Source organism: Halomonas sp. SIMBA_159 (assembly GCF_046536035.1).
Taxonomy (GTDB): Bacteria; Pseudomonadota; Gammaproteobacteria; order Pseudomonadales; family Halomonadaceae; genus Vreelandella; species Vreelandella venusta_A.
On the sequence record NZ_JAWJBT010000003.1, the window covers coordinates 49,129 to 63,161 of the forward strand.

At 56.5% G+C, this 14,033-nt stretch carries 9 protein-coding genes; 5 read left to right on the forward strand and 4 right to left on the reverse strand.

The features are described 5' to 3' along the window. Nucleotides 1-33: 33 nt before the first annotated feature. Nucleotides 34-645: a peroxidase-related enzyme gene (locus tag R0J87_RS02580; RefSeq protein WP_498884184.1), complete on the reverse strand. Its 612-nt coding sequence runs from the start codon at nucleotides 643-645 to the stop codon at nucleotides 34-36. 187 nt (nucleotides 646-832) lie between these two features. On the opposite strand from R0J87_RS02580, the gene R0J87_RS02585 reads away from it, so the two are divergent. After that, the gene (locus tag R0J87_RS02585) at nucleotides 833-1,522 is read left to right on the forward strand and encodes a hypothetical protein (protein WP_498884185.1); all 690 of its coding nucleotides are present in this window, start codon (nucleotides 833-835) and stop codon (nucleotides 1,520-1,522) included. Between the two features lie 55 nt (nucleotides 1,523-1,577). On the opposite strand, the gene R0J87_RS02590 is transcribed toward R0J87_RS02585, so the two are convergent. Then, the gene (locus tag R0J87_RS02590; RefSeq protein ID WP_404342870.1) at nucleotides 1,578-3,074 is read right to left on the reverse strand and encodes a CoA-acylating methylmalonate-semialdehyde dehydrogenase; all 1,497 of its coding nucleotides are present in this window, start codon (nucleotides 3,072-3,074) and stop codon (nucleotides 1,578-1,580) included. Nucleotides 3,075-3,315: 241 nt separating this feature from the next. Here R0J87_RS02590 and R0J87_RS02595 point away from each other — a divergent pair, with 241 nt between their 5' ends. After that, nucleotides 3,316-4,377: a zinc-binding metallopeptidase family protein gene (locus R0J87_RS02595; protein ID WP_498884186.1), complete on the forward strand. Its 1,062-nt coding sequence runs from the start codon at nucleotides 3,316-3,318 to the stop codon at nucleotides 4,375-4,377. On the opposite strand, the gene R0J87_RS02600 is transcribed toward R0J87_RS02595, so the two are convergent. Next, on the reverse strand, nucleotides 4,374-5,372 hold the full coding sequence (locus R0J87_RS02600) for an alpha-E domain-containing protein (RefSeq protein WP_188639274.1): 999 nt from the start codon (nucleotides 5,370-5,372) through the stop codon (nucleotides 4,374-4,376). The genes R0J87_RS02595 and R0J87_RS02600 overlap by 4 nt on opposite strands. 4 nt (nucleotides 5,373-5,376) lie before the next feature. After that, entirely contained in the window at nucleotides 5,377-6,861 is a 1,485-nt protein-coding gene (locus R0J87_RS02605; RefSeq protein ID WP_404342874.1) for a circularly permuted type 2 ATP-grasp protein, read from the reverse strand. 434 nt (nucleotides 6,862-7,295) lie between these two features. Here R0J87_RS02605 and R0J87_RS02610 point away from each other — a divergent pair, with 434 nt between their 5' ends. The 3 genes from R0J87_RS02610 to R0J87_RS02620 all read left to right on the forward strand — a co-directional run bounded on the left by R0J87_RS02610 (nucleotide 7,296) and on the right by R0J87_RS02620 (nucleotide 14,006). Further along, complete coding sequence (locus R0J87_RS02610) at nucleotides 7,296-10,646, forward strand: transglutaminase family protein (RefSeq protein ID WP_498884188.1); 3,351 nt, start codon at nucleotides 7,296-7,298, stop codon at nucleotides 10,644-10,646. Between the two features lie 76 nt (nucleotides 10,647-10,722). After that, nucleotides 10,723-13,131 carry a circularly permuted type 2 ATP-grasp protein gene (locus R0J87_RS02615; RefSeq protein ID WP_498884189.1) on the forward strand — a complete coding sequence of 803 codons (2,409 nt, stop codon included), beginning with the start codon at nucleotides 10,723-10,725 and terminating at the stop codon, nucleotides 13,129-13,131. Continuing rightward, nucleotides 13,128-14,006 (forward strand): transglutaminase family protein, encoded by an 879-nt coding sequence (locus R0J87_RS02620; RefSeq protein WP_498884191.1) that lies wholly within the window; start codon nucleotides 13,128-13,130, stop codon nucleotides 14,004-14,006. Before R0J87_RS02615 ends, R0J87_RS02620 begins: the two co-directional genes overlap by 4 nt. Nucleotides 14,007-14,033 lie beyond the last annotated feature (27 nt).

A 14,033-nucleotide genomic window follows, 5' to 3' on the forward strand; every position in this document is an offset into this window, starting at 1 on the left:
TATCCTCAATCAAAGTAGCGCCTTAGTAAAGCCTTACGATGTTGATTGAGGGGATTCATCCGGCTTTTTGGGCACGCGTCCCATTAAATAAAATTCAGGGTTGGGCGGCGTTCCCGCTAAGGTAACCAAACGGTTCGACATACCAAAAAACGCGGCAATGGCGCCAATGTCCCAACAGTCATCTAGGGTAAATCCCACCTCTTCTAGGCGGCTTTGCCATTGTGGCGAAAACTCCCCCACATCAATCGCACTATGCAGCGCAAAATCGAGCATGCAGCGATGGCGTTCACTGAGTGCTGCTACCCGGTGGTTAATGGCGATATTATCGGCCAGCAGCGGGTCTTTACTGTAAATGCGCACCAGCGCGCCGTGGGCCACCACACAGTACAAACAGCGATTGTGGGCACTGGTAGCTACCACAATCATCTCTTTTTCAGCTTTGGTCAGCGTATCGGACTCACGCTCCATGAGAGCGTCGTGATAAGCAAAGAAGGCGCGAAACTCGTCAGGTCGATGGGCCAACATAAGAAACACATTTGGCACAAACCCAGCTTTTTCTTGAACCGCCAGCATGGCATCACGAATATCGCTGGGAACATCCTCTAACGTTTCAGGCAGTTTAAAACGACTAATCGTGGCAGACATGGGCGCACCTTTTTTGTTGTATGGTTCGTTGTGTGGTTGATGGTAAACGTCTGTTTAAAATGCTGGGTAACAAATTGCTAACCAAAGAGTCTTTCAATACACGTTAACGCTCGCCATACTCTTAATGAATTGACGTCATAAGAGCCGTACGCTATGAGCAAAGCGGTGCATTAACAGGGAAACCACCATGTCATACTCTGAAGCAAAAGAGCACACGCCAGGGCGTTTGCATGAACTCTTCGCGGACCCTTACCGTGCGTTCGAAAACGATACGGATGAGCGCCAGCTGCATATTCGTATCATGCTTCACACGTTGCTTGCCCGCCCTATGCAGCGGGGGCAGGTAACGCTGCGTGTGATTCACGGTTGGGAAAACGGCGGCTTCGAACCGGCTGACCTGCAACATGCCGACTTTCCACTACGCAGCCTTGAAGATTTTGACATCGCCGTTGATCGCTTTGCCAAGGCAGCACAGCAGAATGCCCCACTGCCTGCTGACGACACAGCGATCTTAGCGGCTCCACTGGCGCATGCCATCGCCGACGCCCAGGCTGAGGGCAAATCCCTCACCGATGAAATCCGTGAAATACCGGCACGCTGGCCCGCCTTTGAGGGCGGGTTGGCACTCTACACACTGTTTAAGATGTACCACCGTTTGGTCTACGGTGAAGATGACACCTACCGCTGCTCGCAGTGCGACACGCCTCATGGCCCTCGTGAAATCCATGAATTCCATATGGAAGAGGGTGAGTTCGCCCTGCTCGCCCCAATCAACGAACAGCCTGAAGCCCCTTATTTGGTGGTACTGCACGAAAGTCAGCTCGGCCCTATCAAGCAATTACTCACCAGCAGCTTACCGCTGTTTGAACCCTGCTAATGCCCGCGTCCCCCTTCTCCCCTCGGCAGGGAGAAGGGGTGTGTTGAGCGATTGTTTACAGCGATATCGTGCTGTTAATACCGCTAGAGACATTTTCAGGCTCAAACCAACGGGCAGTGACCGTTTTGGTTTGCGTCCAAAATGCAATGGCCTGCTTACCGTTAGGGCCCAAGTCGCCCAGTTTAGACGCCCGCGAGCCGGTAAAGCTGAAGTACGCAACGGGCACCGGAATCGGCACGTTGATGCCGATTTGGCCCACGTCGATGTCGGTTTCAAAACGCCGCGCCACCCAGCCTGAATTGGTGAAGATAGACGTGCCGTTGCCGTTAGGATTAGCGTTAATGAACGCAATGGCGTCGTCTAACGTTTCCACGTTCACCACGCACAGCACCGGGCCGAAAATCTCTTCGCGATAAATGGTCATGTCTGCCGTGACATCGGCAAACAGGGTTGGCCCGACGAAGTTGCCTTCAGGGTAGCCCTCAACGGTACAGCCGCGGCCATCGACTAGCAGCGTTGCGCCCTCTTTTTCACCCGCTGTAATCAAACGCTCGACCCGCTCCTTGGCCTGCGGAGAGACCAGCGGCCCTAAATCTGCCTCGCGCTGGGTGCCTGGCCCTACAGTCATACCGCGCGCCCCGGCTTCGATATCTTTGATCCACTCGCGAGCTTCACCCACCAGCACCACTACCGAGTTCGCCATGCAGCGCTGCCCGGCGGCACCAAAGGCAGAGCCCAGCAGGCTATCAATGGCTTGGCTGCGGTTGGCATCCGGCATAACAACGCAGTGGTTTTTGGCGCCCATCATCGCCTGCATACGCTTGCCTGCGGCGGCGGCGCGGTTATACAGCAGCGAACCTACGTGTGTGGAGCCAATAAACGACAGCGCTTTGATGTCTTGATGGTCCGCAATTTGATTCGCCACATCGGGGCCACCGTGCACCACGTTCAAAACACCGGCAGGCAGCCCCGCCTCATGGGCTAGCTCCACCAAGCGCATGGTGGAACTTGGATCTTGCTCGGAGGGCTTAAGCACGAAGGTATTACCCGTGGCAATGGCCAGCGGGAACATAAAACAGGGCAGCATAATCGGGAAGTTAAACGCGGTAATACCGGCTCCTACCCCCAGCGGCTGATGCATGGTATATACGTCTACTTCATTCGCCGCGTTTTCCGCCAGCTCGCCTAGCTGCAGCGAGGTAATCGAGCACGCGTGCTCTACCACTTCCAAGCCGCGCCCTACTTCACCTTCCGCATCAGGTAGGGTTTTGCCGTGCTCTTCGGTAATTAACGCCGCCAGCTCCCCCGTGTGCTCACGAATCAGCGCCTGTAGCTTGAGCATGATGCGCATGCGTTTACCCAGCGGTACCTTACGCCACTCTTTAAAGGCTGTTTTAGCACTGGCAATGGCACGCTCAACTTCCTCTGAGGTACAGAAAGGAACGCGAGCCACGACCTCTTGGGTCGCCGGGTTAACCACATCTCGCCACTCCTGGCTTGCTGACATCACCGGCTGGCCATCGATATACATCGGTATTTCGCGAACGGACATGACACTTTTCCTCATGGTTATGTTTGTTATGGAATTTGCTTGTTATGGAATTTATTAGGGAGCCTGTAGGGTATATCAGCAAGTTGACGTAAACGTCAATTAGCCTCTGGATAAAGATAAATCCGGCGACCGAATAAGATTTGCCTTTCACTCTCGGCGGCGGCCTCGCTATGCTGAGACAGTTGCGTATCAGCACTCACCCTCGTGAGATGCGCTGTGGTGATCACACAAGGAGGCATCCATGCAGACGTTTAGCTGCCGCTGCGGTAATCCGCTGTTTTTTGAAAACACTCACTGCTTGGCCTGCGAGTCTGAGGTTGGCTGGTGCCCTGCCTGTAGCAACATTGTCGCGCTGGAGCCGCTAGATAACGGTGGCTACCAATGCAGCCACGAAAGCTGCGGTACCGCGCTGATGAAATGCCACAACTACGCCGTCGAGAATGTGTGTAATCGGATGGTGGTGATGGCAGAGGGCCACGCGGACACGCTGTGCGACTGCTGCCGCTACAACGATGTGATCCCCGACCTGGATATTGAGGGTAACCGTGAGCGCTGGGCAGCGCTGGAAGGGGCCAAACGGCGTCTGTTTCACACCCTGGATCTGCTTAAACTCCCCCACGGCATTAAAGGTGAGTCTATCCGCGTGCCGCTCAGCTTCTCCTTTATGGCCGATGCACTCCCCGACCAGGGGCTGTGGCGCTCCACAGCAAGCCAAGAGAAGGTATACACCGGCCATGCCAATGGGCATATCACCATCAATGTCAAAGAGGCCGATGACGTTGAGCGTGAACGCCTACGGGTCGATATGAACGAGTCCCATCGTACGCTGATAGGCCATTTTCGCCACGAGGTGGGCCACTACTACTGGGATCTTCTCGTTAAAGATCAGGATGAAGCCGCTAGCGGCCGTGTCTTTGGCGATCACAACAACCCCACCTACAGCGATGCGCTAGAGCAGTATTATCAACAAGGAGCGCCAGCCGATTGGCCGACACGCTTTATTTCTGCCTACGCCTCCATGCATCCGTGGGAAGACTTCGCAGAGACGTTTGCGTTCTATCTCGACATGGTGGCCGTGTTAGATACGGCGCTGCATATGGGGTTATCCCGCGCAGAATATGATGGCACGCTGGATAGCATGCTGCGGGCTTTTCATCAGGTAGGCATGGCGGTAAACGAGCTAAATCGAGATATGGGACTACTGGATTTAGCCCCAGGCGTGATTGCTCCGGAGGTAAGAGAGAAGCTGGCGTATCTGCATCAATTGATCCAAAACGCCAGCGCCAGCTCCCAGCTTAATTAGTCGTTATCTTGATCTCCTGAGTGGCTTTGGCTTTGCCGCTGGGTCACTCGGGGTACATTGTCGGCATTCACAAAATAGGTGGCGCTCAGCGTGTCGTGAATCGCCGCAAAACCAATTTGCAGCTCATCCACAAACGCATGCAGCTTGCTTGGTGAATGCGCCAACGCCTGAATGTCTGCATCTACAACGTCAGCTCGCACCAGAGACACCGTTGCCGCCACGCGGTCTTGGCGGGGCAATAGCTGTAGTTCATGCCCAAGGGTTTCTAAGCTACAGGCAATCGAACGTGGCAAATGCGGGTCTTGGAGCAAAAAGCGCAATACATCCGGGCCACGTACTCGCAAACGTACCTGCTGACGATACATCTGATACGCCGTGAGCGATTTAAGCACGCTCATCCACTGCAAGTTTTCAAACGGCAACAGCTCTTCAGGGTTTTGCGGCAATAGGCTGGCCGAGCGAACATCGACAATCCGCGTGGTCATATCGGCGCGCTCCAGCTGGCGGCCCAGCTTGATAAACGTGCGCGCCGGGCCATGGCTCAGCGTGCCTTCGATCAAGCCCGTCAGCGTCTGGCAGCCACGAATAACGTTCTTCAAAAACGCATCTCGACGCCGTGGACTGACCCCATTTTCCGCATGATCCGCCACGCTAAGATAGAGCTGGTTCACCTCTTCCCAAATTTCTCGGGGCACCACGTCCCGCGTGGTACGTAGATTTTCCCGCGCACTGGCAAGCGCCGAAAGAATGGAGCTGCCATTTTGCGCGTCGGCACATAAAAAATGCACAACGCTGCGCTCATCAAAGCTGGTGTGGCTGGCATTAAACGCTTCCAGCGTGCCGGTCATTTCAATGAGCGGTGCCCAGCCGAGCGGCAAATGGCGGGGCAAATCAAGCATCAAATGGCTATTAACGCTTAACAGCCGCGCGGTGTCTTCGGCACGCTCAATATAGCGTGCCATCCAGTAGAGATTTTCTGCTACGCGTGACAGCATGGCGCTAGGCTCCTTTCTGCTCAGCGGCACCCGCCGCGTTCTCATCGGTTTCGACGATCCACGTATCTTTGCTGCCGCCCCCCTGGGAAGAGTTCACGACCAGCGAGCCCTCCACGAGGGCAACGCGAGTGAGCCCACCGGTGGTGACATGGGTTTCCGGGCCAGACAAAATAAACGGACGAAGGTCAACGTGACGTGGCTGCGGCAAGCCGTTGGCAAGCGTTGGCGTAGTAGAAAGTGCCAGCGTAGGTTGAGCCATATAGTTACGTGGATTCGCTTTAATTAAACGGGCAAACTCATCACGCGTCTCTTTGGTAGAGCGCGGGCCAATCAACATGCCATAGCCGCCAGACTCATTGGCGGGCTTTACAACCAGCTCGTCTAAGTGATCCAGCACATACTTACGGTCATCTTCAAACATACACAGGTAGCTGGGTACGTTAGGCAGCAGCGGTTCCTGGTCGAGATAGTAGCGGATGATGTCAGGTACAAACGCGTACACCACTTTGTCATCGGCAACGCCTGCCCCAGGCGCATTCGCCAGCGCGACCTTGCCCGCTCGCCAAGAGCGCATCAAACCTGGCACCCCCAACATCGAGTGCGGGTTAAACGCCTCAGGGTCTAAAAACTCATCATCGACCCGGCGATAAATCACGTCGACGCGGCGCAAGCCTTCTACGGTTCGCATATAAACAACGTCATCGTCATCGACCAGTAGGTCGCTGCCTTGCACCAGCTCAACACCCATTTGTTGGGCAAGATAGGCGTGCTCAAAATAGGCTGAGTTATAAATTCCTGGTGTGAGTACAACGACTTGCGGGTCGTCCCCTGGGCGAGGCGACATCGCCGCCAGCATGTCATAAAGCTGGGCAACATAATCATCCACCGGCAAAATCTTGCCCGAGGCAAAGAGCTCCGGCAGCACGCGTTTGGTAACGTTGCGGTTTTCCAGCATGTAAGAAACACCGGAGGGAATCCGCAAGTTATCTTCTAGGACATAGAGAGTGCCATCGCCACCGCGCACTAAATCAGAACCACAAATATGCGCCCATACGCCATGAGGTGGATTGACGCCAACACACTGAGGACGAAAATTTACCGACTGGGCCAGTACTTCAGCCGGTAATACTTTATCTTTAATGACTTTTTGATCGTGGTAGAGATCATCAATAAACAAATTTAGCGCTTGAACGCGCTGCTTTAAACCGGCCTCTGTTTTACGCCACTCATTGGCCGGTATAATTCTTGGTACAATATCGAACGGCCACGCTCGGTCAATCATGGCCCCTTCTGAATAGACGGTAAACGTAATACCCATCGTTCGAATAGCGATTTCAGCTGCTGTTTTACGCTCGGCTAACTCTTCAGCGCTAAAATGAGCCAGCATGTTACACAACTCATCTGCGGAGGCACGTGGCTTGCCCGGTGCCGCTAACAGCTCGTCGTAAAAATCACGGCACGCATAGTTATTCCAATCTACTTGGCTCATGGGCGCTCTCCTGGCGCTAGGGTGGAAGCGGCAACTTCCTTAATTCAATAGTGTAGGCCTGCCGCGTGCAATGTACGTAGCAACCTGACTATATAAACACGCAAAACTCGTACCATATTCCCCGCTATTTCAACGCTCAATCACCTTTTGGCTCTGCAAGACAATGGATTATGCGTTACTTCATCCTTTTTTTATGCCTTGAGGCATTTAAAGTGCACTTTTTAGTAACCAAAAAATCGAATAAGCACCAAAAAAGTGCATCGAAACTAACTTTTTTGGTGCGATGACAATTTTCCACACTCTTTAAACGTCTTTATTCATATTGCAGCTGCAAAAAAGTTCAACTCCAACGATACTTCTGGTTACTTATCTTCTTAACCGACGCCCTACTGTTCATCAGCTCGGTTACTTTTGACTTTTTTTGAGGGTGGCTCATGACCATTCGCGTTGCCTTGTATCACCGTACAACTTATCAATTTGACCGCCCGGTTAAACTTTCTCCTCATGTCATTCGTTTACGCCCCGCCCCTCACTGCCGTACCCACATTGACGCCTACTCGCTTAATATTTCAGGCGATGATCATTTTTTAAATTGGCAGCAGGACCCTTTCGGTAACTTTAATGCCCGCGTGGTATTTCCCGAGCCGCGTAAAGAGCTCACGATTGCCGTCGAGCTAATCGCCCCCATGACGGTGATCAACCCGTTTGATTTCTTTTTAGACGATGTCGCGCAGAAAATCCCTTTTGCCTACCCAGACGACCTAAGCAAAGAACTAGGACCTTATCTGGAAGTCACCGAAGCAGGCCCCCGCTTAAAAGAGTGGCTGAAAGAGGTGTCGCTTGAGCCAACCACCAGCGTGGATTTTTTAGTCGCGTTGAACCAGCGCCTGCATCACGACATTAGCTATTTGGTACGTATGGAGCCTGGCGTACAAAGCTGTGAGGAAACGCTAACGCTCGCCAGCGGCTCGTGCCGTGACAGCGCTTGGCTGATGGTTCAGATTCTGCGCCACTTAGGGCTAGCCGCCCGGTTTGTATCGGGTTACCTGATTCAGCTAACGCCGGATGTGAAAGCGCTCGATGGCCCCAGCGGCACCGAGGTGGACTTCACCGACCTACACGCCTGGACCGAAGTGTTCCTACCTGGTGCAGGCTGGGTTGGCCTTGATCCCACCTCCGGCCTCTTTGCCGGTGAAGGGCATATCCCACTAGCCGCCACGCCCACCACCGGCAGCGCTGCGGCCATCACTGGTTTTTCTGATAAGTGCGAGGTGGAGTTTGATGTGGAAATGCGCGTTGAGCGCATCCATGAAGACCCGCGTGTCACCAAGCCGTACAGCGACCAACAGTGGGAAAAAATTCTTAAGCTAGGCGACCAAGTGGATCGCGAGCTCAACGAGCAAGATGTTCGCCTCACCATGGGCGGCGAGCCTACGTTTGTTTCCATCGATGATATGGAAAGCCCCCAGTGGAACACTGAAGCGCTGGGTGAACATAAGCGCGAACGTGCTGAAGCGCTGCTGACACGGCTTCAGGCCGCCTACGCACCGGGCAGCGTCATCCAACAGCAGCAAGGTAAATGGTATCCCGGCGAGCCGCTGCCACGCTGGGCGCTGGCCTGCTACTGGCGTAAAGATGGCGTACCGCTGTGGCGCGACCCGACGTGGCTTGCCTGTATGGAAGGCGCGCCCTCTGTGGCCGTCGATGATGCGATGGCGCAGCGTTTTACCCGTGCGCTTAGCAAGCACCTAGGTATTGCCGAGCGCCACTGGATTCCTGCCTTCGAAGATGCCTACTACTACCTGTGGAAAGAACAAACGCTGCCGGTGAGCGTTGACCCACGAGACACCGACTTAAAAGATGACGCTGAACGCCGTCGCCTTGCCCGCCTGCTGGAGCAAGATTTAGGGGCAGTGGTAGGTTATGCGCTACCTTTGCGCCACTCTATCGCTCAGTCTCACCGATGGGAAAGCGGGCGCTGGCCGTTAAAGCGCGACCACCTTTTCCTGGTGCCCGGCGACTCGCCGATGGGTCTGCGTCTGCCGCTTTCCGCGCTGCCCTGGGCCGACCCGGAAGAGCAGCCCCAGCCGCAATCGCTGTTTGCCCCACGCCCGGTACTGGGAGACATTCATGGCGAAGTAGCGCGCCGTAACGCCGAGCAGCACCGGCTTACCGGCGCTGAACGCCTTGGCCAAAGCCTGCATCCAAGCCACAGCCACCCCGAAGGGGAAGCGGTTCAGCAGCAACCTAGCGCCGAGAACGACCGCGAACATAAGATTATTCACACCAGCCTGTGTATTGAGCCGCGCGAGGGTCGACTGCATATTTTCCTGCCGCCGCTAACCCAGCTGGAGCACTATCTCGACCTGCTCAGCAGCATCGAGGAGTGCGCCCGCACGCTGGGCTGCCCGGTCATGATTGAGGGCTATGCCCCGCCCCGCGACCCGCGCCTTGAAAGCTTCCAAGTCACCCCAGACCCAGGCGTTATTGAAGTCAACATCATGCCTGCCGCAAGCTGGCAAACCCTGGTAGCGCAAACCGAACGGCTCTACGACGAAGCGCGCCAAGCACGCCTGGGCACCGAGAAGTTTATGCTCGATGGTCGCCACACCGGCACCGGTGGTGGTAACCATGTGACCCTTGGCGGCATTACGCCGGATGACTCCCCGTTTTTACGCCGCCCGGACTTACTCGCCAGTCTCGTCACCTACTGGCAGCACCACCCGAGCCTTTCGTACCTGTTTTCTGGGCTGTTTATTGGCCCCACCAGCCAGGCCCCCAGGGTGGACGAGGCGCGCCATGAAGCGCTGTATGAGCTGGAAATTGCCCTTCAGCAGATGCCCGAAGGCGAGGTTGTGCAACCGTGGCTGGTCGACCGTTTGCTGCGTCACCTGCTCACTGACTTAACCGGCAACACGCACCGCGCTGAATTCTGTATCGATAAACTCTACTCACCGGATAGCGACAGCGGCCGCTTGGGGCTTCTAGAACTGCGCGGCTTCGAGATGCCGCCCCATGCACGCTTGGGCCTGATGCAGATGCTGCTGATCCGTGCGTTGGTGGCTCGCTGCTGGAAAACGCCTTATCGCGCCAAGCCCGTGCGCTGGGGCAGCGCACTGCAAGACCGCTGGATGCTGCCGCACTATTTGTGGGAAGACCTGAACGACGTATTAAGCGACCTGGGCCACCACGGCTTTGACTTTGAACTCGACTGGTTCGCGCCCTTCCTGGAGTTCCGCTTCCCTGTGCACGGGCGCTTGCATACGCCAATGCTCAATATCGAGCTGCGTCAAGCGATTGAGCCATGGCACGTGCTGGGCGAAGAAGCCGCTGCGGGCGGCACCGCGCGCTATGTCGATTCATCGGTTGAGCGCTTAGAAGTCAAAGTGAACGGCATGAGCGGCGAACGCTATGTGGTGACCTGTAACGGACGCCAAATCCCGTTGACGCCCACTGGCCGCAACGGGGAAGCCGTGGCGGGCGTGCGTTACCGCGCTTGGCAGCCGCCCTCCGCGCTGCACCCGCAAATTCCTGTTCATGCGCCGCTGGTGTTTGATGTGATCGATACCTGGAACCAACGCTCTGTGGCGGGCTGCACCTATTATGTGTCGCACCCCACCGGACGAGGTTTTGATACCTTCCCAGTGAATGCGTTTGAAGCGGAAGCGCGGCGTTTAGGCCGCTTTAGCGACAGCGGCCATGGCCACGGCTACCAAGCGCCGATGCCGGAAATACAGAGCCTTGAGTTGCCCTGTACGCTGGATCTTCGCTGGAGCCCACGCTAATGGCGTGTCTAATGCTTTCTTATCAGCGCTAGCTGCAGGATAATCCGCCCCTTACCTGCTTAGGACAACAAGGATCATGACCGCCCCTGTCTCTCCCTCACTGCTCGAGTTCGGCACCGCCGGACTCGTTGAGGACTACTTGAATCAGCTAGGCAAGGGACAGCCCGGCACGTTTGATGCCATGCTTGACCGGCAGGGGCAGTTACGCCCTGGCTGGCAAAGCCTACTCAGCGCCTTAGAGGCGCTGGGTTCGGATGGCCGTCACCAGCAGCATGAAGAAATTCAGCGCCTGCTGGCGGAAAACGGTGTGATTTTCAATATGCATGACGACACCCAAGGGCGTTCATGGCGGCTAGACCCGCTGCCTTGGGTGATCGATCAATTGCAGTGGCAAGCGCTAGAAGTAGGCTTAACTCAGCGCACACGCCTCTTTAATGCGCTTTACGACGATATTTACGGGGCGCGTACGCTGTTTGATGCAGGCTTACTCCCGACCCAAGCCATCCTCGCCTCTCCCCATTTTTTATTGCCCTGCCACGGCTCCCAGCCCAGCGACCGGCCAGCGATTAGTTTTCACGGCATTGATGTCATTCAAAATGCCGAAGGCCAATGGCGCGTGATAGGTGACCGTTTACAAGCGCCTTCCGGGACCGGCTTTGCGCTTGAAAACCGAATTTTGATGGCGCGGGCACTGCCTGAGATGTACCGCAATGCGCCGCTAAAACGTCTGGCAGGCTTTTTAGATAAGTATCATCGCACGCTGACTGCGCTGGCTTACCAGCATCGCGATAACCCCACCGTGGTGTTGCTCACCCCTGGCCCCGGTAGTCCACGTTATTTTGAGCATGCCTACCTTGCCAACTATCTGAACATCGACCTAGCCGAAGGCCAAGATATGGTCGTGCGTGATAGCCAGCTATGGCTGCGCACGTTAGGCGGCCTGCAGCCGGTGGACGTGGTGCTTCGCCACTGTGACGACGCTTATTGCGACCCGCTAGAGTTGCGCGGCGATTCTCAGCTAGGCGTGCCTGGGCTATTACAAGCGGCCCGCGCCAGCGGCGTTGCGATGTCTAACGCCCTGGGCGTGGGCGTTTTAGAGCTACCTGAGCTGGCCGATTACCTGCCAGCTTTGTGTCAGCACCTGCTGGGTGAAGAGCTACTGCTTCCCAACGCCGATGCTCGCACCCAGCCTGCGACAGCGCCTATTTTTGATCACCAGATGCAGCGGCTCTCACCAGCCACGCTTAACTTGCGCTGTTTCGTATCTCGGGCACCGAGCAGCGTGGCCACGCGCAGCCAGCAGCCCCGCGACTATCACGTTATGCCGGGTGGTTTAGCCTGGGTGGGCACACCCGGCTCACCCTCACTACTCAGCCCGGTCGTAAAAGATGTGTGGGTCACAGCGAATACGCCGCAGCCCCACGTTAGCCAACTGCGCCAAGCCCGTGGCCCGGTGGTCGCCACGCGGGATGGCACCGACCTACCCAGCCGCGTTGCCGAAAGCCTGTTCTGGTTAGGCCGCTACGGCGAACGCTTAGACGCCCGCGCACGCTTGCTGCGCGAAGCGCTGATGCGGCTAATGGAGTATGACCAGGACGAGATTGCCGACCAGCTGCTGGACGAGCTGCTGTTAGCGCTAGAGATCACCACGCTCAACCATGACGGTGAAGGTGCGAAACCGCCGCTGATTGGGTTTGCGCAAAAACGCACCGCGCTGCTAGCGCAGTTTGGCGAACGTGAGCCGCTGGCGTTGCAGCCCATGTTTGCCCACCTGCTGCGCAATGCGAGAAGCGTCCGCGACCATTTAGGCGACGACTCCTGGCGAGTGGTGCACCAATTGCGCCAGCGGGTAGATACCTTTAACCCAAGCCTAGGGGCCAGCGCTGCCCGCCGCGCCTGCGAAGGGCTGTCAGCGCAAATTGCCGCGTTCTTTGGGCTGTGCAATGAAACCATGCCCCACCACTACGGTTGGCGGTTTATGGATATTGGCCGCTTCCTGGACCGTGTATTAGGGCTGCTGTCGCTACTCAAACTCACTTTAAATGCCCCCCATTCACCGGGGTTGGCGCTTTGGGAAGTGGTGTTGGCGACAACAGATAACTTCACCGCCTATCGCAGGCGCTATCGTAGCGAGCTGCACCCAGAAGCGATTTTGGACCTGCTGCTATTCGATGAGACTAACCCACGCTCAGTGGGCTATATGCTCAAGCGCCTAGAGCGGCAAATGGACAGGCTGCCCGGCAGCTCATCGCCCTATCGCAACGCGGAGCGGCGGCTATTGATACAAGCCAACGCGGCGCTGCATTTGGCTGATATTGACCGTCTTAGCCATCTCGCCGACACCCCCGATGCCCAGGAGGCGCTAGAGCAACTGCTGGATGAGCTAATTGCTCCGCTCAACGCGTTGTCTGATGCCATTAGCCATAGCCACTTTAGCCACGTAGAACGGCCGCGCCAACTTGTCAGCATGGAGCCCGACGAATGAACTACACCTTGCGGCACACCACACGCTATCACTACAGCGCCCCGGTTACGCTGTGCCATAGCGAGGCGCGGGTGCTGCCGCGTAAAACTCAGCACCAGCAGTGTGGTGCCTCAGAGCTAACCATCAGCCCGATGCCCCAAGTACAGTCGGAACGCCGCGACGTGTTTGGCAATCGGGTGCTCTATTTCGCCATGGAGGACGTTCACCAAACCCTCGACGTCACCGTGGTAACGCCGCTCAATACTCAGCCGTTGGGGCCGTTACCCCAGACGTCTCCCGCGTGGGAGAGCGTCGCCGAGCAGCTACGCGCCGACAGCCGCTTCGACATGCAGCTTTATCGGTTGGACTCCCCGTTTATACGCCGCAACGATGAGCTGGCGGAGTTTGCCCGCAGCTGCTTTACGCCAGGCCGCCCGCTGGTCGAGGCGGCGTTAGCGCTTAATCAGTTGATCTACGGCACCTTTGAATACGACCCCAGCTTCACCACTCTGGCCACGCCATTAAGCGAAGTACTCGCGAACCGGCGAGGCGTATGCCAAGACTTTGCCCACTTAGCCATTGGCGCATTGCGCTCGGTTGGATTGCCCGCCCGCTATGTCAGTGGGTATTTGGAAACCCAACCACCCCCAGGCCAACCCCGCTTGATCGGTGCTGATGCCTCCCACGCGTGGCTCGCCGCATGGATTCCCGATTGGGGCTGGCTCGCGCTAGACCCCACCAACGGAACAGTGGCGGGGGAGCAGCATCCGGTGCTGGCCTGGGGCCGAGATTACGCCGACGTAGCGCCGCTCAAGGGTGTGATGAATGGTGGCGGCGAACACCAGCTTGAAGTGGAAGTGGATGTCATGCCGCTCACCGACCACAGTGCGGCCTAGGGTCTAGGCCGCGCGGGCATATCTTCA

Coding starts and splice junctions, on each gene's coding strand:
- R0J87_RS02605 (WP_404342874.1), bottom strand. CDS start 6,861: ATGAGCCAAGTAGATTGGAATAACTATGCGTGCCGTGATTTTTACGAC.
- R0J87_RS02615 (WP_498884189.1), top strand. CDS start 10,723: ATGACCGCCCCTGTCTCTCCCTCACTGCTCGAGTTCGGCACCGCCGGA.
- R0J87_RS02580 (WP_498884184.1), bottom strand. CDS start 645: ATGTCTGCCACGATTAGTCGTTTTAAACTGCCTGAAACGTTAGAGGAT.
- R0J87_RS02585 (WP_498884185.1), top strand. CDS start 833: ATGTCATACTCTGAAGCAAAAGAGCACACGCCAGGGCGTTTGCATGAA.
- R0J87_RS02620 (WP_498884191.1), top strand. CDS start 13,128: ATGAACTACACCTTGCGGCACACCACACGCTATCACTACAGCGCCCCG.
- R0J87_RS02590 (WP_404342870.1), bottom strand. CDS start 3,074: ATGTCCGTTCGCGAAATACCGATGTATATCGATGGCCAGCCGGTGATG.
- R0J87_RS02610 (WP_498884188.1), top strand. CDS start 7,296: ATGACCATTCGCGTTGCCTTGTATCACCGTACAACTTATCAATTTGAC.
- R0J87_RS02595 (WP_498884186.1), top strand. CDS start 3,316: ATGCAGACGTTTAGCTGCCGCTGCGGTAATCCGCTGTTTTTTGAAAAC.
- R0J87_RS02600 (WP_188639274.1), bottom strand. CDS start 5,372: ATGCTGTCACGCGTAGCAGAAAATCTCTACTGGATGGCACGCTATATT.